This window comes from Frankia tisae, from assembly GCF_025403405.1.
GTDB lineage: Bacteria > Actinomycetota > Actinomycetes > Frankiales > Frankiaceae > Frankia > Frankia tisai.
The window spans coordinates 1-22,193 of the sequence record NZ_JANEZT010000007.1 but is presented as its reverse complement, the minus strand read 5'-3'; the positions used below and the strand labels follow the sequence as shown (position 1 = coordinate 22,193).

Here is a 22,193-nt window from a genome sequence, read left to right as displayed (position 1 = left end):
CGTCTGAAGAAACAGTCCGGCAGTAATCACGTAGTGAATTGACCGGACGGTTGACGGTGCTTCCGTCGTGGTGCGACGCTTGTCAGGTTCCGGTGTTCGGCATACCGGCCGCGTTCGTGTGACGAAGGCCCTTCAGCGCCCACGCCGCGCGCATTCTTCCACCTGCTGGATAGCGGGTGCCGAGCTCTGTCGCCACCTCTTCCGAGGGGGCGCTGCGCTACTTCGTCTCCGATCGAGTTTTCCATCTCTCACCCAGAGGGGGTCGCGGTGACCGCCACCCGAACCGCACCTTACGAAACCCGTCCGGCCAGCCCCGTCCTCGGCGCCGAGATCGTCGGCGTCGATCTGACGGGCGCCGTCGACGACGCCACCGCAGAAGCCCTGCGCGAGGACTTCTGGAAGCACAAGGTCCTGGTCTTCCGTGGCCAGCACCTCGCACCGGACGCGCACGTGAAGGCCGTGCAGATCTTCGACAAGCCGTTCGACCACCCCCGGTGGCTGCACCGCTACGAGGGCAACCGGCTGGTGTACGTCTTCAACCTCGAAAAGGGGGGCGCAGCCGCGCAGTGGCATGTCGGCGGCACCTGGCGGAACCCGCCTTTCAACATCGAGTCACTGACCTATCAGGTGGTGCCGGAGGTCGGCGGTCGTACGCTGTGGGCCGATCTGCAGGCGGCGTACGACGGCCTGTCCGAGCCGTTCAAGCGGCTACTGGAGTCGGTCAACGCCGTGTACAGCGATTATCCGGGGGACGGGACCTACAATCGGCCGCCGGTGACCGGTACCGTCGAGCACCCGGTGGTGCGCACCCACCGTCACACGGGCCGCAAGGGGCTCTTCATCAGCTCGTCGGCAATCCGCCTGACCGGCATCAACGCGGCTGAGGGGGAGGCCCTCCTGCCGTTGCTGTTGGCGCACGCCTCCTCGCCCAACTACACCGTGAGCTTCGGCTGGAAGCCCGGGGATTTCGTGATCTGGGACAATCAAGCCACCTGGCACTATGCGGTGAACGACTACGACGGCCCACGCGAGTACCGCAAGGTCATCGGCGGCTGACCCGGCTGATCACCGCCCTTGTTTCGCCACCCTGGGTGGTCGCCAGCTGACCCTGCTAGCCACCCATCTCGGCGCGGTCCCGGCCTGTTGCCGCCCGCGTCCCCGCCAACCCGATTGCCGGCCAGATCGCGGCCAGATCGCGGCCAGATCATGCCGAGGTGCAGACACGGTCCTGGGTCGAAAAACCGTGCCTGAACCTCGGCATGACTCCGTGCGCAACTGGTCACAGAAGATGCGAGAGACGCGGCGGCCGATGGGTGCGCGGGACCCCGGGCGGCCCAGACTCCGCGGGGTATCGCCGGCCGAGCCGGGCATCACGGTGCCGCCCTCGCGTAGAGACCGAGCGGGCCGGTGACAGCGAGGCTACCGGCGAAGATCGCCAGCTCATCGAGTCCTGTCGACGACTCTCCCGAGAGCCACCTCGGCCTGTCTCCCGAGAGCCACCTCGGCCTGGGGCATCACAGACTGCCAGGCTGAGGCTCGGCCCGGGTCGCCCGGCGGATCCTGGCGCCGGCCGCGGCGATCTGGCGCAACCGGAACGCCGCGCCCATCACCCATCAGATCGCCTACGACCAGTGAACACATGGGGTCCACTCGGCCAGGCCACGGCTAGGTCGCTGTCGTCGGTTCGGCGTGGCGTCTGCGGTAGTTGGCGGAGGCTGAGCGCTCGCCGCAGCGCCTCATCGAGCACCATCGCCTGGCCCCGGAGGGCGAGCGGTCGTAGAAGGCGAGCCCGCAGCCCTCGCAGGAGCGTAGGCGGCTCGGCTCGCTGGTGGTCAACAGGTGCACTGCGTCCCGCGCGAGGACGGACAGCACGCCGGCCAGGTCGGGCTGCGGGACCTCGATCCGCGCCCAGGCATCCCCGCGGAGGAAGAACGTCGGCGTCGGCGCCGCGGCGCAGACGTTGAGGTGCCCGACGTCCTCGGGATCGGGGCCGGCGCCGGCGAGCCGGGCCCGGACGAGGCGGTCCACGGCGGCGCGCAGTACCTGGATCCGGCCCACGTCACGCGAGGTGAGCCCGGCCGCCGGGGTCGGCAGGTTGAGGGTGCCGAGCCACGCCGCCATGCCGTCTGTGGTGGCAAGCAGGTCCGGGCTGTCCGGGCTGTCCGGGCTGTCCGGGCTGTCCGGGCTGTCCGGGTCGTGCGGGCTGTTCGGGCCGTTCGGGGTGCGGGTGGCGACGAGGTCGAGACAAAGGCTGCCGGTGTCGACCCGTCTGGTGCGGGTGGTCGTGCGCATCGGGGCGGACTCGACCGCAACGGATGGGGTCACGTGACTCCTCGGACGGCTCGAACCGGATGCTCGTCAAGGGATGATGCCATGAGTCGCAGGGGCGATGTGGCTGGTTAAGCGCTAGTTACCTCGGGTGACTCGCCGGAAATCATTACAACATGGGTTGACATCGTCCCTCCGGACGGCTTTGATCAGTCGCGTGACGATCGAGGAACCGAGGGCAGGCGTGCCGGGGCTTCGCACGCTCATGCCGCTCGTCACCTGCCGTGAGGTCGACCTCATGCGCACCGGTAGCGCCATCTGTCGGTGAGTGACGGGGGCCCAGGCGGCGCCCCCGAGCGTGAATGCTCCAGTCACGAGTCACGAGTCACGCGACATCCTCGCGGGGCCGATCCGCGGTCGTCCGCGACCCGGTCCCTGACGAGCCTGAGCAGTAACCCCACAGTCCACCCGCGCTCCAGAGCCGTGGCGCCGGGTTCGAACACGTCCCCCTGATGCGCCGTCGCCGGGCACCGTGACCCGGCCGGCCGGCCGGCCGGGGCGAGGACGAGAACCCCGACCCCGACAACGACCCCGACCCCGACCCCGACCCCCACAACGACCTCGCCAACGGCGACGGGACATCGCTCCCGTCGCCCGGACCATCGCGCCTGTCATGCGACGACCGCCGGTGCAGCCGTTGCGGCGCGCGAACGATCCCATCCGATCGGAGAGAAATGATCAGAACGACGAAGAGGCGCCTCGGCGTGCTCACCGCGCTGGTGACGGCCGGTGCTCTCCTCGCCGGATGCTCGGGCGGCTCGGCCGCCAGCGGGGGGAGTGGCACGGACACGGTCCACTGGGGGACCAAGCAGATTCCCACCGCCTGGGACCCGGTCGTCACCGGATCGACCGGGGCGACGAACTACCTCACGCCCATCTACGAGTCGTTGTTCACGCTGGACGAGAAGCGTGACGTGAAACCGGCCCTCGCCGAGGGCTACGAGTACAACCCGGCTGGCGACAAGATCACCATCCGGCTCCGTCCCAAGCTGACCTTCCAGGACGGGTCGCCGGTCAACGCCGAGGCCGTCAAGTTCAACATCGACCGGATCAAGACGCAGCAGAACTCGGCGCTGAAGGGGTCGTACAACAACGTCAAGTCGGCGACCGTGATCGACGACCTCACGGTGCGGCTCGACCTCGGCCAGCAGGACTACCAGATCCCCCGCCTGCTCGCCGTGCGCGGCGGCATGCTGCCCAGCAAGGTGGCCGCGGCGGCGGACCCGGTCAAGCTCAGCCAGACGCTCCCGGTCGGCGCCGGCCCGTTCAAGGTCGTGGATCTCGTCCCGGAATCGAAGATCGTCCTGGAGAAGTGGGACGGCTACTGGGACGCGGCGAACATCCACGTCAAGCGGATCGAGATCGACTTCGGCATCGACGCGAGCACGCTCGTGCCGGGCCTGCAGTCCGGCGTGTACAACTTCGCCCAGATCGACGGGGCACAGATCCAGCAGGCGCGCAGCGCGGGCTTCGACATCCTGGCGGGGGTCGACCGCCAGTGGGGGTCGCAGTTCCTGAGCCTCAACCGCAACAAGGCGCCGTTCACCGACCCGAAGGTCATCGAGGCGATCCGCTACGCCGTCAACCCCGCCGAGTTCGCCAGCAAGCTCGGATTCGGCGAGGGCGAGCCGACCCACCAGCCCTTCCCCAAGGGGCACCCGGCCTACGTCGACGCGCTGGAAGCCGAGCACCCCTACAACCCCGCCCGCGCCCGGGAGATTCTCGCCAAGGCCGGCTACGCGGACGGTGCGATCTCCTTCGAGCTCGCCGGTATCGCCAACAACGTCGACCAGATCGCGGAAGTCCTCCAGGGACAGCTCAAGGCGGTCGGCATCAAGACGACGATCAAGCTGACCGACTTCGCCAACTGGGGCAAGGGCTACTACGGCAAGACCCTCGCCGCGTCGCTGTTCGGTTACGTCGGCCGTGACTCCCACGTCCAGGCGCTCACCGAGCACTACGACACCGGGGGCGTGCTCAACCTGAGCTCTCCCTACACGTCCGCGCCCTTCCAGGCGGCGCTCAAGGCGGTCCGGGCCACGCCCCTCGACTCGCCGGACTACGAGCCCCGACTCCAGGCCGCCGCCAAGGCCGGGTACGAGAACGGCACTACGGTGTCGCTGTTCACCGCCGCCACTGCCATCGCCAAGAAGAAGTCGCTCTCCGACCTGCCCGCGATCGACGGCTTCCTGAGCTGGAAGGGCGTCACGTTCACGCACGGCGACTGAGCTGACCCATCCGACCGGCGAGTAGCCCGCACGACGAAGATCAACGGGAGTAGATCCAGTGTCCGCACCACCGTCTGCGCTCACCGCGCCGCCTGCCGCCCGTCGTGGCGTGGTCGCTCACCGGATCGGCCGGGCGGTCGCCTCGACCGCCCGGCTGCTCGCGATCTTCGTCCCGGTGTTCCTGCTCGGCACCTTCCTCACCTACCTGCTCGGGCATCTCAGCGGGCGCAGCCCCGCCTACCTGCAGCTCGGCGACGCGGCCTCCCCGCAGGCCGTGGCGGCCATCGAGCACAAGTGGGGCCTGGACCGACCCTTCCTCGTGCAGTACGGGGACTGGCTCGGCTCGGTCCTGCACGGCGATCTGGGAACAAGCTGGTACAACGGGCTGAGCGTGGCGCACGCGCTCGGCCAGCGGGCCGCCATCACGCTCTCGGCCGCCGGGGTCGCGCTCGTCCTCGGCATCGTGTTCGGCTTTCTGCTCGGCGCGCTCGCCGCCCACTTCCACACCCGTTGGCCCGACCGGGCGATCACGACCTTCACCACGGTCATCTCCGTGCTGCCGCCGTTCATCGTGGGAATCGGGCTGGCGGCGGTGTTCGCGGTCGGCCTGCAGATCCTGCCGGCCGCCGGCTACGTGCCGATCCAGGCCGGGCTGGGCCCGTGGCTGAGCCACCTGATCCTCCCCGCGATCGCGCTCAGCTTCGACACGGCCGCCGACGTCGCCCGGCAGCTGCGCAACGGCCTGGTGTCGGCCTACCGCGGGAACTACGTCACCGGCGCGATCGTGCGCGGCCTCGGCCCGCGCCGGATCTTCTTCGTGCACGTGCTGCGCAACGGCATCGCGCCGGCGTTGGCGGTCCTCGGCCTGAAGTTCCCCAACCTGCTGGGCGGCGCGGTGATCATCGAGGCGATCTTCGGGCTCTCCGGGTACGGCGTGTACGCCAGCCAGGCCGCGGTCCGTGGCGACGTGCCGGCCGTGCAGGGTGTGCTCGTCGTCTCGGTCGTCCTTGTCGTGGTGTTCAACCTGCTCGTCAACATCGTGCTCAACCGCGTCACCCCCGACGCCGACCGGGGGGTCTGACCATGATCAGAACGCTGTTGCGGCTCACGAGCGCGCGGGTCGCCCTCGTGCTGCTCGCGATCATCGCCGTCGTGGCCGTGCTGGGCCCCGTCCTGGCACCCTACGACCCGCTCAAGGGGGGTGCCCAGACGCTCGCCGGGCCCTCGGCCAAGCACTGGCTGGGCACCGACTACATCGGCAGGGACGTGCTCAGCCGCATCCTCGCCGGTGCGCCGCTGAGCATCGTGAGCACGCTGGAGGTCGCCGGGATCGCGCTGGCGCTCGGCACGATCCCCGGCATCCTCTCGGTGTATCTCGGCTCGGTGTTCGAGTGGCTGAGCCTGCGGGTCGTCGACACGTTCATCGCCCTGCCGTTCCTCGTCTTCGCGGTCGCCATGACGGCGCTGCTCGGCAACGGGATCACCCAGGCCATGATCGTCGTCGGCATGCTCCTCGCACCGGTGTTCTACCGGGTGAGCCGGGCGGCGACGATGTCCGTCGCCCGGTCGCAGTATGTGGAGGCGGCCGCCATCGCCGGGGCGTCGACGACCTGGATCGTCCGCAGCCACGTCTGGTCCAAGGTGCTGCCGTCGATCGCCGTCACGCTGGCCAACACCCTCGGCATCGGGCTGGTGGTGATCTCGAGCCTGACCTTCCTCGGGATCGGGATCCAGCCACCCACCCCGACCTGGGGCGGGATCCTCGCCTCCGACCTGGGCTACCTCGCCCAGAAACCGTACGCACCGGTCTTCCCGACCCTGCTCATCCTCGCCGCCGTCCTGGCCTGCAACCTCCTCGCGGATGCCATCCGCGACGCCGCGGGCGAGACCGGCCGCGCCCTGACCGGCGCGAAGACCGCCCGGTCCAACAGGACCCGGCGGCTCGCCGCCTCGGCCGACCCGTCCCGGTCATGAGCAAGGAGCAGCAGGTGATGCCGAGTGCGCAGATCCCCGCCGATCGTGACGCGGTGCTCACGCTGACCGACGTGCGGATCCACAACGACGCCGCCGACGAGGAGCTGGTGCACGGGGTCAGCCTGCGGCTCAGGCGCGGCGGGGTCGTCGGCATCGTCGGGGAGTCCGGCAGCGGCAAGTCGCTGACCTGCAAGGCCGTGCTCGGCGTCCTACCGGAGCACGTCGAGGTCTCAGGCGGCTCGATCGAACTGCTCGGCCGCGACGTCGGGGGCCTGTCCCGGCAGGAGTGGACCGCCCTGCGCGGCACCTCGATCAGCGCCGTCTTCCAGGACCCGGCGTCGTACCTCAACCCGTCCATCCGGGTCGGCAAGCAGGTCCAGGAGGTGCTGCGGATCAAGCAGGGGCTCAGCCGGGCCGCGGCGAAGCAGCGGGCCATCGAGCTGCTCGAGGCCGTCCACCTGCGCGATCCCGAGTACGTCTACGAGCAGTACGTGCACGAACTCTCCGGCGGCATGCTGCAACGCGTCCTCATCGCCATCGCGATCTCCCTCGAACCCGAGGTGCTCATCGCGGACGAGGCGACGACCGCGCTCGACACCACGGTGCAGGCCGGCATCCTCGACCTGCTCGTCGAGCTGAAGGACCGGATCGGGCTGTCGCTCGTCGTCGTGTCGCACGATCTCGCCGTCGTCGCGCAGCTGTGCGACGAGGTGCTCGTCATGCGGGAGGGGCACGTCGTCGAGCAGGGCCCCACGTCCGCGATTCTGCACACCCCGCAGCACGAGTACACGCGGCTGCTCGTCGCCGAGCACGAGCAGTACGGCCTGAACGCTTCCGCCACCGGTCCGCGCCCGCCGGTGCCGACGGCGGCGTCGACAGCGGTGCCGGTGCCGGTGTTGGTGCCGGAGCCCAGAAGTTCGACCATGCCCGCGTCGACGGAGCCGGTCCTGCAGGTCGACGGGCTGGGTGTCCATTTCGGCCGTGGGCGCGGCCGCAAACAGGCGCTCGAGGGCGCCTCGCTGGTGATCCGCCCGGGAGAGACCGTCGGCGTCATCGGCGAATCCGGGGCGGGCAAGTCCACCCTCGCGCGCGCGGTGCTCGGCCTGGCGCCTGTCTCGGCCGGTTCCGTGCAGGTCGCCGGGCGGGACATCACCCACCTGTCGGGGCGTGAGCGGCGGGCGTTCGGCCGCGACGGCGTCGTCCAGTACGTGTTCCAGGATCCGCTGCGCAGCCTCGATCCGGAGCACACCGTCGCCGTGTCCGTCGCGGAACCGCTGCGCATCCGGGGCGGACTCGACCGGGCGGCGATCGACGAGGCCGTCCGGCGGCAGGTGCGCGCCGTCCGGCTCGACGAGTCGCTGCTGGACCGGTTCCCCGGCGAGCTCTCCGGCGGGCAGCGCCAGCGGGTGGCGATCGCCCGCGCGCTCATCAGCTCACCGCGCCTGCTGATTCTCGACGAGCCGGTGAGCGCGCTGGACTCGGCCAACCGCGTCGCGATCCTCGAGCTGCTGCGCGAGCTGCGCTCCACCGTCGGCGTCGCGATGCTGTTCATCTCCCACGATCTCGGGTCGGTCGCGGGGATCTCGGACCGGACGATCGTGCTCTACCGCAGCCGGATCGTCGAGGCCGGCGACACCGCGCACATCGTCAACGCTCCCGAGCACCCCTACACCCGGCTGCTCGTGGGGTCGGCGCCGACCCTCACCTCCGGACCGACCGACCGCGTGCAGCGCGAACGGTTGCGGGCCGGACTCTTCGTCTCCTGATGCCGCGACAACCACAAGGAAGGCACCCGTGACACGACAGGTGCGACTCTGCCTGAACCTGCAGGCGACCGGCCGCCACGATGCGGCCTGGAAGACCCTGCCGCCGACGTCGGACTGGATCGCCGGCATCGACTACTACACGGAGATCGCGCGGCTCGCCGAACGGGCCCGCTTCGACGCGATCTTCATCGCGGACCGCCTCGGCTCGCTCGACGCCGCCTCGTACCGCAGGCCCTGGCGGGGGACGGATCCGACCGTCCTGCTTGCCGCGCTGGCACGCGAGACCGAGCACATCGGACTCGTGTCGACCAACCCGGCGATCCACGGCAACCCGTTCCTGCTCGCCCGCTCGATCGCGACCCTCGACCACATCAGCAAGGGACGTGCCGGCTGGAACATCATCACCAGCCAGGAGGACGTCACCCGCGCCGCCCTCGGCGTCGACGAGGTCCTCGAGCCGCAGACGCGCTACCGCAAGGCCGAGGAGTTCATCTCCGCCGTCGACGCGCTGTGGGCCTCGCTTCCCGAGGAGGCGGTGGTCGCCGACGCGGCGGCCGACCTCTACATCGACGCGCGGCGCACCCGGCCGGCGGACTTCACGGGCGAGTTCTACCGGACGTCCGGGGTGCTCCCGCTGCCCGGTGGCTACCGGGGCCGCCGCCCGGTGCTCTTCCAGGCCGGGGCGTCGAAGCAGAGCAAGGAACTGGGCGCCCGCTGGGCGGACGCGCTGTTCACCTCCCAACGGCTCCCGGAGCTGTCGCGGGAGTTCTCGGCCGAGGTCAAGGGGCTCGCGGCGGCAAACGGGCGCAATCCCGACGATCTCCTCGTCCTGCCGGGCCTGTTCACCGTCCTCGGGGCGACCGAGGCCGCGGCCCGCGAGCGCAAGCGGGAGCTCGACGAGCTGCTCGCCGTGGGGCCGCTGATCGAGCTCCTCACCGCGCAGCTGGAGTTCGACGTTTCCGGGCTCGACCTCGACGCGCAGCTCCCCTACGCCGAACTGGCGACGCGTGCCGCCGCGCCGGCGGTGACCGCGCGTCGCGACCAGCTCGTCGCCGAGGCGCGCCGCCGCGGGCTCACCGTCCGCCAGCTGCTGTTCCACAACCTCACCGGCGGCCAGCGGATGATCGTGGGCACCCCGGAGCAGGTCGCCGACGACATCGTGGAATGGGTCGACACCCGGGCGTCGGACGGCTTCGTCATCAACATCGATGTCCAGCCTGCGGGGTTCGTCGAGTTCATCGACGGTGTGGTGACGGAGCTGCAGGACCGCGGCCGGTTCCGGCGCGAGTACGCCCACGACACCCTGCGGGACAACCTCGGGGTCGCCGGCGCACCACCCGGCGGCGCGACCGCGTCGGGGGAGTCCAGCGGTTCGGTCCGCGACGGGGGGCGGCGGTAACCATGCCCGCACGCAACGAGATCAGTCGGGGGAAGCGGCAGGTCGACGCCTTCGCGTTCCCGCGGACCGAGCCCGCCGAGCAGGTCGACGTCCTCGTGGTCGGTGCCGGACCCAACGGCCTCGGCGCCGCCCTCGAGCTTCACCGGCACGGGGTGCAGGCCGCGGTGGTGGATGCCGCGTCTGGCGCGACGCTGGTCCGGGCCGGCGCCGCGGGGTACACCTCCCGTGCGCTCGAGGTCATCCGCGGGTGGGGGCTGCTGCAGCGGATCCAGCACGAGTGGACCTTCCCGCCGGAGTGGAGCACCGGCAACCTCCTGCTCACCTCGCTCGCCGGGCACCAGCTCGCGGGGACCACCCTGCGGTCGTTCGGGTTCGGTGCGGCCAGCCGGTACTCGACCGAGACGATGCTGCGCCGGCCACAGACGGTGCTGCAGCGCGTCTTCCTCGACCGGCTCGCGGAGATCGGAACCACGGTCTCCGGCGGCTGGCGGGTCGAGGGGCTGGCGAGCTACCCCGACGGTGTGACGACGACGGTGGTCGAGGTCGAGACCGGCCGGCGGCGCACGATCCGTTCCCGGTACGTCGTCGGCGCCGACGGCGGGAAGAGCACGGTCCGCACGCTGGCGGGGATCGGGCGCTCGGGCAGCTACGCCGACGAGCGGTACTTCCGGTTCGTCGTGCGGACCACCTCGGACACCTCGTCGGTGCTCGGGGCGTTCCCGCCCGCCACCGCCGTGATCTACAACGACCGCTACTCCGGGTTCCTCGCGGCCCTCAACGAGACGGACTGGCGGGCCTACGCCGGGCCGTACCCGCTTGACCGTGACCCGACCACGGACGAGCTGATCGCGCAGGCCCGGGCGGCGTTCGGCTTCGACGTCGAGCTCGAGGTCGTGTCGCTCACCCCGTTCTTCAAGAGCACGCGCATCGCCGACACCTTCTACCGCGACCGGATCGCGCTGGTCGGCGACGCGGCGCATGTCCGCACGCCGGGGGGCAACCTGTGCGAGGGCTTCGGCGACGTGGTCAACCTCGGCTGGAAGCTCGCGGCGGTGCTGCGCGGCCAGGCCGGCCCGAGCCTGCTCGACTCCTACGACGAGGAGCGACGCCCGCACAACTGGCGGATCGCCGACTACGCCCTGGCGGAGGACCGCCGGCACACGGCCGCGTACGAGCGCGTCCGCGCCCTCGGGGTCCCGGCCGACGCCGACACCAGTCCGGACGCGGCCCGCCGGCGCGCCGAGATCGGCGCGATCCTCGGGGCGGGCCGCAGCCTGCCACTCGGGGTGGTCTTCGACGAGCGCTACGACACCTCGTCGGTCATCCGGTACGAGGACGGGCAGGCCGAGGCCGAGGCCGCGGCGCCCTGGGACGCCTTCGCCTATGACGACGACGCGCGGCCCGGGCACCGGGCGCCGAACGGCAACCTCGACCCCTTCGGGTTCACCCTCTACGACCGGATCGGCTCCCACATCGCGCTGCTCGTCCTCGCCGCCGACAACCCGGGCACCGTCGCCGCCTTCGAGGCGGCGGCCGACGCCCGAGGCCTCGAACTCGAGGTCATCCACCTGCCGGATCCGGCGGCGCGCGAACTGTACGGCGCGCCGTACGCACTCGTCCGACCGGACCATCACGTCGCCTGGCGCGGCGACGGCAGCGACCTCGACGCCGGCACGGTGCTGGACCTGGTCTACGGCCGCGGCCAGGCCGCGGCCCAGCCCCCGGCCCAGACCCGGAGCGCCGGCTCCCGGCAGCTCGTCGACCTGGCCGAACGTTGACGGCCCGCTGCTCGCGGTCCGTTCCCCGGGCGCCGGCCGGCGGCCCGTTCCTGACCACACTCCTAGATCGGAGGTCCCGACGGTGACGGCGGACCTGACGTCAAATCCGCAGCGCGGCCTGTCGCTGTTCCTGACGATTCCCGCGGACGGCGAGCCCGTACGCACGTACAACCAGTCGCTCGAGACCGTCCGCCTCGTGGAGGAGATCGGCTACGAGACGGTGTGGGCCGCGGAGGCGCACTTCACCCTGATCGGCCTGCCGTCCGCGCTCACCTTCCTCGCGGCGGCGTCGCAGACCACGACGACGATCAGACTGGGAACCGCGGTCGTCCCGCTCACCTTCGACAACCCGATCCGGTTGGCCGAGACGGCGGCGCTGGTCGACGCGCTCAGCGACGGGCGGCTGGAGTTCGGTGTCGGCAAGGGCAACGGCGGGGGTTTCTCCACCGTCGCCTTCGAGGCCTTCAACCTGTCCGAGGACGACCGCGAGTCGCTGTACGCCCACGCGCTCGACGATCTGCGCCGGGCCCTCGGTGGCACCGTCGCCGCCGGCGACAAGGAGGTGACCCTGTACCCGCCGCCGGCCGGGCTCCTGCCGCGGCTGTGGCAGGCGACCGGAAACCCGCGGACGGCGGCCGAGATCGGGCGTGCTGGCGACGGTCTGCTGCTGCACCGCCTGGTCCCGTCCGGGGACGCCGGCCAGATCCAGTCGGGTCTCATCGACGACTACCTCGGCGCCCACACCGGCGAGCGCAGCCCGCGGATCGGCATCTCCCGCGTCGTGCTCCCGGCGTCGTCCAAGCGCGACGCGGTCGCCCTGCTCGATTCCGAGCTGCGCCGCAACCCCGGCCAGTACGTCACCCCGGGCGGGCCGCCGGGCACGGCCGAGGAGTTCCTGACCAGGTCGAACGTCAAGTACGGCGATCCGGACGACGTCGTGGAGCAGCTCCTGCAGGACGCGGCGTTCACGCGGTCGACCGACTACCTGTTCAGCGTCCCGCTGCCGCAGTCCTCGCCCCAGTTCCGCGACGGGCTGCGGCTGATCGCGCAGGAGATCTTCCCGCGCCTCCCGGCGCACGACCGCGCACCGACGGCGTGACCGTCCAGCGAGCCACTGCCGATGGACCATCGAGAGTGAGGAACCGACCATGACCTCCGCCATCGAGACCGCGCCAGCCACCGAGTCCGCGCCAGCCACCGAGTCCGCGACCGTCGTAGCGGCCGCGCGAGCCGAGTGGGACGCGTGGCGTGAGGAGTCCGAGCACCAGCGGCGCGAGCCGTACGGGTTCCTCGCCTACAGCGCACTGCACTTCCTCGACGGCGAACCTCGCCGCGTCGAGGGTTTCCCGGGGCGGTGGGCCACGGGCGAGCAGGGGCCGGTCGTCGACCTCGACGCCGGGGAGTCCCTCACCATCGACGGCGAGACCGCGACCGGGCGCCACGTCTTCGGCCCCGTCCGCGAGCGGGAGTTCCGGCGGGCGGCGTCGTTCGGCGACGTCGTCGTCGAGCTGTCCCGCCGCGGCGGGAACGACCTGCTCCGCTCGCTCGACCCCCGGCACCAGCTGCGCGAGACCTACGTCCGGACGCCGGCGTTCGACTACAACCCCGCCTGGGTGATCAAGGCCGAGTTCGCGCCGTATCCCGCCCCGCGCCCGGTCCAGGTCGCCGCGGCGGTCGACGGCATCGTGCACACCCACGAGGCCATCGGTGAAGCCGTTGTCGCGCTCGACGGCACCGAGTGGCGGCTGCTCCTCATCCGCGCCGAGCACCTCGCGGGGGTCGGTCTCGTCCTGTTCACCGATGCGACGAGCGGACTCACGACCTACGCGGCCAGCCGCCGGCTGATCGTCTCCCTGCCCGTCCCGGGCAGCACCCAGATCGTGCTCGACTTCAACCGCGCGGGGAACCTGCAGTGCGCCTACACCCCGTACGCTCCCTGCCCGCTCGCCCCGGAGCAGAACCGCCTCACGATCCCGATCGAGGCAGGCGAGCAGATCCCGTCCTTCCGGCCCAAGCCCGAGCCTGACGACGACGGTGCCGAGGAGCGCTCCGCGCCCTGACCGCCGGGGCCGCGCGGGCGCCGCACGGCCACTGGCCTCGGCATCCTTCTGCACATATCTGATGGGGACTCAACTGTCTGCGCTGATGGCCAGGACCGCGGTGTCGTCGTCCAGTCCGTCGCCGAAGCTGTTCAACAGGCCGATCAGGGCGTCGACGGCTGCCGCCGCGGTGGTGGGGGCCAGGCCGGCGGCGAGGTCGAACAGCGCGTCGTCGCCGTAACGGCGGTGACCGGCGCCGGCGGTGCGGGCCTCGGTCAGCCCATCGGTGTAGAGCAGCAGGGTGTCGCCGGGTGCGAGGCGCCCACGGGTGGTGGAGATCCGGGCGTCGGGCAGGACGCCGATGAGCTGCCCGCCGGGGGTGGGCAGGCAGGTGACCGTGCCGTCGGCCCGCAGCAGCAGCGCCGGGGGATGGCCGCCGCTGGCCAACGCGAGGGTGAAGCCGCCGGCGTCCGCGTCCGGGACGAGCAGTCCGAAGATCACCGTGCAGAAGCGCGGCTCGTAGTCGCGGTACTCGGTGCACAGGACGGTGTTGAGGTTGGCCAGCACCGCGGCCGGGTCCGGGTCGTACACGGCGGCGGCCCGCAGCGTGTACCGGACGAGGGAGGTCACGGCCGCGGCGGCGGCACCCTTGCCGCGCACGTCACCGAGAAACAGCCCCCAGGCACCGGCGGCGAGGGGGAACAGGTCGTAGAAGTCTCCGCCGACCTCGTCGGGCGAGGCGATGTGGTAGTGCGCGGCCACCTCCAGGCCGGGCACCGGCGGCAGGACCGGGGGCAGCAGGGTTCGCTGCAGAGCGGTGGTCAGGCGCTGGAGGCGTTCGCGTTCGCGCTCGGACTCCTGCCGGGCGCGCAGCAGCTCCGTCTCGTACGCGCGCCGGTCCCTGGCGTCGAAGATCGTGGTGCGGATCAGCAGCGGCTGCCCGTCGCTGCCGGACCGCACCGTCGAGGTCACCAGGACCGGCAACCGGGTGCCGTCGGCGGCCTTGAGTTCCAGGGCGATGCCGCTGACCTCGCCCTGCATGCGCAGCAGCGGGGCGAAGTGGGTCTCGTGGTAGATCCGCCCCCCGACGGTGAGCAGGTCGGCGAAGCGGCGCCGCCCGACCAGGTCCTCAGGGCGGTAGCCCAGCCAGCCGAGCAGAGTGGCGTTGATCTTTGCGATCTGCCCGTCCAGGAGGGTGGAGAGGTAGCCGCAGGGCGCGTTCTCGTACAGATCCTCGAGGCTGTCCTCCAGCAGCGCGGCGAACGGAAACTGATCATCGGAGTCCGCGCACACCGCGTCGCCTCCGCTCTCGCCCATCAACGTCCAGTGCCCGCGAACGCGACGATCGCCGCCGCCGTGGCCTCCGGCGCGCTCAGCTGCGGGCAGTGGCCGGTCGCCGTCAACGTCACCAGCTCACTGCCCGGGATACTCGCCTGGACAAACGTCCCCACGCCCGTCGGCGCGATCGCGTCGTTCGAGCACTCCACCACCAGGGTGGGCACCCGGACCCGGGCGAGATCGGCCCGGTTGTCCGACAGGAAGGTCGCCCGGGCGAAGGACCGGGCGATGTCCGGGTCGGTGCGGCAGAAGCTGTTCGTCAGCTCCTCGCCGAGCTCGGGTCGGTCCGGATTGCCCATGATGACCGGCGCCATCGTGGCCGACCAGCCCAGGTAGTTGCTCTCCAGCGACGCCAGCAGCTCGTCGATGTCCGCGGCGCTGAAGCCGCCGTGATAGTCGCCGTCCTCGAGGTAGCAGGGGGAGGGGGTGAGCAGGACCAGCCGGTCGAACAGCTCCGGCCGCCGGGCGGCGGCCAGAACCCCGATCATGGAACTCACCGAGTGACCCACGAATGTCACCGGCCCGACGGCCAGCTCCACGCAGATCTCCACGACATCCTCGGCATAGCCGTCCAGGGTGGCGTAGCGCCGCGGGTTCCAGGCCGACAGATCGGACCGGCCGGCGCCGACATGGTCGAAGAGCACGACGGTGAACTCGCGGGCCAGCGCGGGGACCACCAGACGCCACATGTTCTGGTCGCAGCCGAACCCGTGCGCCAGCATCACGACCGGGGCACCCTCCCGGCCGGTGACCACCACGTGGTTTCTGCTCCGCACGTCCATAGCCGCACATTCTTCACCCGAAACGCCGGCGGCGGCTCGGCGAGGAGCATCCGCGTCCCGGCGGAACGGATCCGCGACGGGTGGAGCTGCGCGGGGGGTTCACCCGAGGATGCGGGCGGTGCCGAAGCCGGCGGTCAGCGAATCGCCGGCGGTGAACCGGCTGGGGCTGAACGCGGCCAGGCCGGGGGCGGGCTGTTCCCCGGCGAGCAGGCCGGCGACATGGTCGCCGAGGACCGGGGCGAGCTTGAAGCCGTGCCCGCTGGTGCCGGCATCGACCCACACCCGGTCGGTGATCTGCCCGATCACCGGCTGCCAGTCCGGGCTGACGTCGTAGAACGCGGACCACCCACCGACCCGGGTCCGGGACTGCACCCGGGGCTGGGGCTGCGCCTCGGTTGACCGTCCCGGGCGCCGGCGCAGGGCGGCTTCGGCGAGCTGGGCGAACTCGGCGTCGCGTACCGGAGCGGGCGCGGTGTCCGGGTCGACCGGTGGGGTGCTGTCGAGGCCGCCGAGCATCCAGCCGCCGTCGGGCTGCGGCGCCGTGTAGTACCCGCCCGCCACATCGATGATCACCCCGGGGTCGGCGTCGGCGTCGGCGCCGGCAGCGGGGGAGGCGGGGCCGAGGACGGCGACGACGTGGCGTTCGGCGTGCAGCGGCAGTGTGACGCCGAGCTGGGCGGCCAGGGGTGCCGTCCAGGGCCCGGCGGCGAGCAGCAGGCGCCGGGCCCGGTGCGTCGTGCCGTCGGCGGTGGTGAGCTCGACCTGCCCGGGTGTCTCGGTGATCCGGACGACGCGGGCGTTGCTGTGGACCAGCGCGCCGTGCGCCCGGGCCGCGGTGACGAAGCCCCAGGTCGTACGGTAAGGATCGGCGTAGCCGGCCTGCTCCTCCCGCACGGCGATCGCGACCTGTCCGTCTCTGCCAGCGGCACCAGGGCCGAAACCCGCGCCGTCGCCGTCACCGTCGGGGCCAGGGCCAGGGCCAGGGCCAGGGCCGATGCCCGCGCCGTCGCCGACATCGATTCCGGGAAATCGGCGTGCCACCTCGTCCGCGTCGAGGGTCTCGACGGTGATGTCCAGGCCGACCAGGGTGGCCGCGGTGCGGCGGGCGTCGGCGACGTCGGCCGGGCCGTGCAGGTACAGGCCGCCGGTGCGGACGAAGCCGGCATCGCCCCCGTCGGTGTGCTCGGCGAACTCCGCGAGGAACGCGATGCTGTCATGTGCGACCCGGGCCAGGAATGGCTGGGTGTAGTAGGCCCGGCAGATGCCGCTGGATCGCCCGGTCGGCCCGCCCGCCGGTCGTCCCCGCTCGAACACGACCACGTCGAGCCCGCGGCGAGCGAGGTGGAACGCGGCGCTCGCGCCATGCACCCCCGCCCCGATGACGGCGACCTCGGCGACCACCCCGCGGGATTGCGCGTGTGACATCGTCCGTCCTCTCGGCAGCCCCGGTCTCGGGTCTCGGAGTGAGACAAGCGTAGTGGCGGCTACTCAGGAATCCATTCACATTCAAGATAATCAACGCTGTTGACGAACTGGCGGCAGCCATGATGATCATTAGGAGACCTGGTCGGGTGGCGGGGGGCCGCGGGGTTCGACGCGTCCCACCGGACACCGCATTCTTCGTATCTTTCTATGATCAGTCGTGTGTGGAATCGTGCCGAGGCTTAGTTGCGGTTTTCGGCCGCAGAACCGTACATAAGCCTCGGCACGATCTGACCGCAATCTGGCCGGAAGCCAGGCAGGTGGGCAGGCGGTCGTCCCTGCTCGAACCCGACGACCAGGTCGAGCTCGCGGCGAGCGAGGCGGAACGCCAACTGGCGCCGTGAAACTGCTGGGAGTCGCCGGGCAGGTTCTCCCATCGCTGACAAATGAGACGTCGCGAGCAGGGTCGCCCCAAGGGCGAGGCCGCTCGCCGGCCTGGCGGCCTGGCGGCCTGGCGGCCTGGCGGTTCCGCGGCGGCGGTCGAGAATGACGCAGGTAGCTCCACCCGGCGGCGGGTTGGCCCGGGTCCGGCGCGTACAGCAGAGTCTCCGCGGCCGGTGCGTCGATTGTCAGGCAGCCGCTTACCTGGTCGTTCGCGGCGTGGACACGGTTGCGAGCTCCGGTTCACGGCCACGGTCACGCCAGCGCGGCCGCCTTGCGCAGCAGCACCGCTCGTTCGCGGGCGTTGCGGCACAGACGGGCGGCGAGTTCCAGCTCGGCTCGGGCCTCCGCCGTCCGGCCGAGCTGGCCGAGCAGTTCGCCGCGCACGCCCGGGAGCAGGTGCGACCCGGCCAGGCGGTCGGTGGCGACGAGGTCGTCGACGATGGCCAGCGCCTGCTGCGGTCCCTGCGCCATCGCGACGGCGACGGCCCGGTTCAGCTCGACGACGGGGGACGGGGCCACCCGGCCGAGCGTCTCGTAGAGGAGCACGATCTGTTCCCAGTCGGTCTCCGGGACCGACGGCGCCGCCGCGTGGCAGCCGGCGATCGCCGCCTGCAGGCCGTACGGTCCGAGGCCGGCGGCCCCGAGCGCCGCGGCCCGGTCGAGGGCGGCCAGGCCGCGGCGGATCGCCGAGCGGTCCCACCGGCGCCGGTCCTGGTCCGCCAGGAGGACGGCCTCGCCGTCGGGACCGGTGCGGGCGGGGAAGCGGGCGGCGGTGAGTTCGCACAGGGCGAGCAGCCCGTGTGCCTCCGGCTCGTCGGGCATCAGGGCGGCCAGCGTCCGGGCCAGCCGGATCGCCTCGTAGGCGAGGTCGGGGCGCAGCAGGCTGTCACCGGTTGTCGCCGTCGAGCCCTCCGTGAAGATCACGTACAGCACGCTCAGGACACCACCGAGGCGGCCGCGCCGTTCCTCGGCCGGCGGCAGGGCGAACGGTACCCTGGCCGCGCCGAGGGTCTTCTTCGCCCGGGTGATCCGCGCCTGGACCGTCGCCACGGGTACCAGGAACGCCCGGGCGATCTCCTCGCTCGTCAGCCCGCCGACCGCGCGCAGCGTCAGAGCCACGCGGGCCTCGGGGGAGAGCACCGGGTGGCAGGCGACGAACATCAGCGCGAGGACGTCGTCGTCGATCCGGTCGGGATCCCACGGCAGGTCGTCCGACGGGTCGGCCGAGGGCACCGCGAGCAGGGCGTAGCGCTCGTCGAGTGCCGACCGGCGGCGGAAGCCGTCGATGGCGCGCCGCCGGGCGGTCGTGAGCAGCCAGCCCACCGGGTTCGCCGGCACGCCGTCGCGCGACCAGGTGACGAGCGCCTGGGCCACCGCCTCCTGCGCGACCTCCTCGGCGAGGTCGACGTCGCCCGTGTACCGGGCCAGCGCGCCGACGATCCGGGCGGAGGACATCCGCCAGACGGCCTCGACGACCCGCCGCGCCGACTCGTCACGCGGCGGGCCATCGACGGCCGCGGGCATCAGAGCTGGCCGGTCCGCTCGCGCCACGCCCGCTCCCTGATGATCCACTCGTTGTCCTGCGGGAACTCGTCGATGGTCGGCACCCGGCGGATCTCGCACTTCGCGCCGGCACTCGCCGGCATCCGCCGAGCCCACTGCACCGCCTCCTCCTCCGAGGCGACATCGATCAGGTAGAAGCCGCCGAACAGTTCCTTCGTCTCGCCGTACGGGCCGTCGGTGACGACCGGAGTCTCGCCGCCGAAGTCGACCACCACACCCTGGGCCGGGTCCTCGAGGCCCTCGGCGGCGACGAGCACGCCGGCCCGGATCAGCTCCTCGTTGAAACGACCCACGGTCTCGAGCATCTCCTCGAAGGGTGTCGACATCATCTTCGCCAGGGACTCGTCCGTGGCCCGCATGATCAGCATGTACTTCGCCATCGTTGTGTCTCCTCGATCATGGGTCGCGTCCCGACCCTCTCACTCCCAGGTCGAACGGCACAGCCGCCGATCGACACGGCCCCCGGACGAAAATCCGACGCCTCCTCTGCGGCCGTCATCGCGTCTGCGGCCGGCACGATCCGGCCACCAGGGCCTACTGCGCCGCTGAGGTCTTCACCGGCGTCGTCGACGCCGTCGCACCCTTCCCCGTCAAGATCGATCTCACTCGTCTGTAGCGGCGTCCGACGACCGGCCGGGCCGTGAGGTGGATGCGCCGGTGCCCGCGGACTGCTCCACGACAGGCGCAGCGAGCGCGGGCGTCCCGAGTACGTCATGGTTGGCCGACATTCCGAAGAGCCGTATGGATTAAATGCGTTTCACGATTGGGGAGATGGGCTGGCACGGTCGTAGCGGTGGGAATAACCGACAGGTTGTGGGCAGCGCTCCCGGACCGCGTGGAAGCCGTGCGCCGGGCGCTGGAGCGAGCTGACCGCGTGCTGGCGATCAGCACCGCCGCCTACTTCGCCGGCAGCTACAGTACACGCGCGACTATGAACCCACCCGCGCAAGACCCCGGGCAGCCACCAAAGAATCCGGGAAAGCTCGTCGGGCCGGGTTACTTGGCAGGGGTCGCCTTCGTCTGGCGGATCCCGCCTCGCGCCGGTGTCGATCTTTGTTGTTCCCGTATTGACCTGAGTGCACAACTACTCGGACCCGCCCTGCACGTGATGGAGCAGGAGATCATACTGGGACCGGGGTGGTGCACACGGGTCGAACATCGTCGAGTGTGACGGGTGCGTGGTGTGCGGGCTCCGACCGGTTTCCGGGGCGCGGTGAGCGGTGTCCGGGAAACCATATCCGCGATCTTGAAAATGCGCATCACTTTCCTTACGGGGGCGGAATGAGCTGTCACGTGGTCGGTGGGCTCGCCAGGCGGGCTGCCGGTTGGCCGCGGGAACGGCCCGACCGCGGCACTTCGACAGCACACGGACACGCGAGGTGAACACGTCCCCACTCGGGTGGTCACCTGACGGCCCGTTCGCTGGTCACCCCGCCCCCGCTCACGACGGCGGGGTGCTGGCGGTGGCGGTGACCCCGGACGGCCAGCAGATCATCACCGGCAGCGGCGACGGTACGGCCCGGGTGTGGAACCTTGCCGACGGCACGCCAAGGCGGCGACTGGTTGGTCATACCGCGGCGGTGCATGGTGTGGCTGTCACCCCGGATGGTGCCGAAGTTGTCAGCGTCGGTGCTGACGGCACGATCCGGGTGTGGAATCTGGGTAGCGGCCGGCAGGTGCGGGGAACAGGCAGCGCCCGGGTCGGGGCGCCGTTGCCGCTGTCGGGACTGCGCAGCGACGCTCCGACCGATGAGGACCTGCTCCAGATCGACGGCGACGTCGACCGGCTGGCGGCGCTGGCCGCAGCGGTGAGCACCGCGCCGCCGGTGTCGGTGGCGCTGCTCGGGAACTGGGGGTCGGGCAAGTCCAGCTTCATGCTGCAGATGCAGACCCGTGTTGCCCAGTTGGCCGAACTCTCCCGCAACAACCTCGGTCGCAGTGCGTTCGCGGCCTCGGTACGGCAGGTGCGGTTCAACGCCTGGCACTACAGCGACGACCAGGTCTGGACGGGGCTGATCGAGGAGCTGCTGCGGGTCCTGGCCCAGCCCGACGACCCGGATCCGGCCGACCGCCCCGATCCGCGCATCGAGCAGGCCGACCCCGCTGCCCGGCTACGCCAGGTGCAGGAGACGATCGATGCCGGTCGGCAGGACGAGCAGCGGTTGACCCGGCAGCTGAACAGGCTCGCCGCGGCCCGGGGCGGTACCGGCTGGTTGGCCGGTCTCGGCGCCCCCGTCCGCATCCTGATGGCTCCGGTCATGGCGCTGCGGCAGCTGGCCAAGGACCTGCGGGCAAGCTGGCGAGTCGTGCTGATCTGGCTCGCCGTCGGCGCCGCTGCCGAGTTCGTCGTCTGGCGGTGGGGCGATGCATTGAAGGACCTGATGGTCATCCTCGTCGGAATCGCCAGCCCCATCGGGGCGGTTGTGACCCCCCTGGTGCTGGCACACCGGCGGGTGGGCAGCCTGAGCGGGCGGCTCGAACAGCAGTTGTCCCGCCGACGCGACCAGGTCGTCGGTGAACTCGCCGACCTCCGGGCCGAACGCATCCGCCTGGACGCCGCTGCCCGCCTCGCCGACACGCTGAGCACGCTCGCCGCGCCGGACCGCTACGAGCGGTACCGCGGACTGGTGGGCCAGGTCCACGGCGACCTCGTTCGGTTCCAGACCGATCTGCTAGACGCTCGGGCCCTATGGGACCAGCAGGCCCGCGCCGGCCTCACCACCACGGCCCCACCCCTGGAACGGATCATCCTCTACATCGACGATCTTGACCGCTGCCCGCCACGGCGTGTCATGAACGTCCTCGCCGCGGTCAACCTGCTGCTTGCCCTGCCCTTGTTCGTCGTCGTGGTGGCGGTCGACGCCCGCCGGCTCCTGCGCTCCCTGGCCCACCAGCGGCACACCATGTTCGATACCGGCAGCGACGGAGAGGCTGCGGCCGCGGCCACGGACAGTTTCGACGGGACGGTCCTCGTCGACCAGGCCGCCAGCTCCGTCGATTATCTTGACAAGATCTTCCAGGTCCCGTTCGCGTTGCGACCCCTCGGCGAGCGCGCCGCCCCCTACCTCGACGCACTGGTCCCCCCTGCTCCGACGGACATCCGGCCGCGGACCACGCCTTCCCCACCCGAAC

General features: G+C 71.3%; 16 protein-coding genes. 10 read left to right on the top strand and 6 right to left on the bottom strand.

The window, feature by feature from the left end; translation table 11 throughout:
- Positions 1–267 precede the first annotated feature (267 nt).
- The gene (locus NBZ85_RS01520; protein ID WP_261555311.1) at positions 268–1,056 is read left to right on the top strand and encodes a TauD/TfdA dioxygenase family protein; all 789 of its coding nucleotides are present in this window, start codon (positions 268–270) and stop codon (positions 1,054–1,056) included.
- A gap of 609 nt (positions 1,057–1,665) precedes the next feature.
- Here NBZ85_RS01520 and NBZ85_RS01515 read toward each other — a convergent pair.
- On the bottom strand, positions 1,666–2,325 hold the full coding sequence (locus NBZ85_RS01515) for a CGNR zinc finger domain-containing protein (RefSeq protein ID WP_261555313.1): 660 nt from the start codon (positions 2,323–2,325) through the stop codon (positions 1,666–1,668).
- 677 nt (positions 2,326–3,002) lie between these two features.
- Here NBZ85_RS01515 and NBZ85_RS01510 point away from each other — a divergent pair.
- From NBZ85_RS01510 to NBZ85_RS01475, 8 genes are all read left to right on the top strand, one after another.
- The gene (locus tag NBZ85_RS01510; RefSeq protein WP_261561394.1) at positions 3,003–4,556 is read left to right on the top strand and encodes an ABC transporter substrate-binding protein; all 1,554 of its coding nucleotides are present in this window, start codon (positions 3,003–3,005) and stop codon (positions 4,554–4,556) included.
- Between the two features lie 58 nt (positions 4,557–4,614).
- Positions 4,615–5,637: an ABC transporter permease gene (locus tag NBZ85_RS01505; RefSeq protein ID WP_261561393.1), complete on the top strand. Its 1,023-nt coding sequence runs from the start codon at positions 4,615–4,617 to the stop codon at positions 5,635–5,637.
- 2 nt (positions 5,638–5,639) lie between these two features.
- Positions 5,640–6,530: an ABC transporter permease gene (locus NBZ85_RS01500; protein WP_261556351.1), complete on the top strand. Its 891-nt coding sequence runs from the start codon at positions 5,640–5,642 to the stop codon at positions 6,528–6,530.
- Positions 6,527–8,296, top strand: coding sequence for a nickel ABC transporter ATP-binding protein NikE (gene nikE, locus NBZ85_RS01495; protein WP_261561392.1), 1,770 nt, complete (start codon positions 6,527–6,529; stop codon positions 8,294–8,296). The genes NBZ85_RS01500 and nikE overlap by 4 nt, the downstream gene beginning before the upstream one ends.
- 28 nt (positions 8,297–8,324) lie before the next feature.
- The gene (locus tag NBZ85_RS01490; protein WP_261556349.1) at positions 8,325–9,695 is read left to right on the top strand and encodes an NtaA/DmoA family FMN-dependent monooxygenase; all 1,371 of its coding nucleotides are present in this window, start codon (positions 8,325–8,327) and stop codon (positions 9,693–9,695) included.
- A gap of 2 nt (positions 9,696–9,697) precedes the next feature.
- Positions 9,698–11,473 carry an FAD-dependent monooxygenase gene (locus NBZ85_RS01485; protein ID WP_261561391.1) on the top strand — a complete coding sequence of 592 codons (1,776 nt, stop codon included), beginning with the start codon at positions 9,698–9,700 and terminating at the stop codon, positions 11,471–11,473.
- Between the two features lie 82 nt (positions 11,474–11,555).
- On the top strand, positions 11,556–12,572 hold the full coding sequence (locus tag NBZ85_RS01480; protein ID WP_261556346.1) for an LLM class flavin-dependent oxidoreductase: 1,017 nt from the start codon (positions 11,556–11,558) through the stop codon (positions 12,570–12,572).
- Between the two features lie 49 nt (positions 12,573–12,621).
- Positions 12,622–13,533 (top strand): DUF1684 domain-containing protein, encoded by a 912-nt coding sequence (locus NBZ85_RS01475; protein WP_261556345.1) that lies wholly within the window; start codon positions 12,622–12,624, stop codon positions 13,531–13,533.
- Positions 13,534–13,602: 69 nt separating this feature from the next.
- Here the strand turns inward: NBZ85_RS01475 and NBZ85_RS01470 are convergent, their stop codons facing one another.
- The 5 genes from NBZ85_RS01470 to NBZ85_RS01450 all read right to left on the bottom strand — a co-directional run bounded on the left by NBZ85_RS01470 (position 13,603) and on the right by NBZ85_RS01450 (position 19,441).
- Positions 13,603–14,829, bottom strand: coding sequence for a PP2C family protein-serine/threonine phosphatase (locus NBZ85_RS01470; protein ID WP_261556344.1), 1,227 nt, complete (start codon positions 14,827–14,829; stop codon positions 13,603–13,605).
- The gene (locus NBZ85_RS01465; protein WP_261561390.1) at positions 14,829–15,608 is read right to left on the bottom strand and encodes an alpha/beta fold hydrolase; all 780 of its coding nucleotides are present in this window, start codon (positions 15,606–15,608) and stop codon (positions 14,829–14,831) included. Before NBZ85_RS01465 ends, NBZ85_RS01470 begins: the two co-directional genes overlap by 1 nt.
- Positions 15,609–15,731: 123 nt before the next feature.
- Positions 15,732–17,057, bottom strand: coding sequence for an NAD(P)/FAD-dependent oxidoreductase (locus NBZ85_RS01460; protein ID WP_261556342.1), 1,326 nt, complete (start codon positions 17,055–17,057; stop codon positions 15,732–15,734).
- Between the two features lie 693 nt (positions 17,058–17,750).
- Positions 17,751–19,022 carry an RNA polymerase sigma factor gene (locus tag NBZ85_RS01455; protein ID WP_261561402.1) on the bottom strand — a complete coding sequence of 424 codons (1,272 nt, stop codon included), beginning with the start codon at positions 19,020–19,022 and terminating at the stop codon, positions 17,751–17,753.
- Positions 19,022–19,441 (bottom strand): YciI family protein, encoded by a 420-nt coding sequence (locus tag NBZ85_RS01450; RefSeq protein WP_261556341.1) that lies wholly within the window; start codon positions 19,439–19,441, stop codon positions 19,022–19,024. The genes NBZ85_RS01455 and NBZ85_RS01450 overlap by 1 nt, the downstream gene beginning before the upstream one ends.
- Before the next feature lie 999 nt (positions 19,442–20,440).
- Between NBZ85_RS01450 and NBZ85_RS01445 the strand changes: the two genes are divergently transcribed.
- Positions 20,441–22,193 (top strand): P-loop NTPase fold protein (locus NBZ85_RS01445; RefSeq protein ID WP_261561389.1); only part of this gene is annotated, 1,753 nt, incomplete at its 3' end.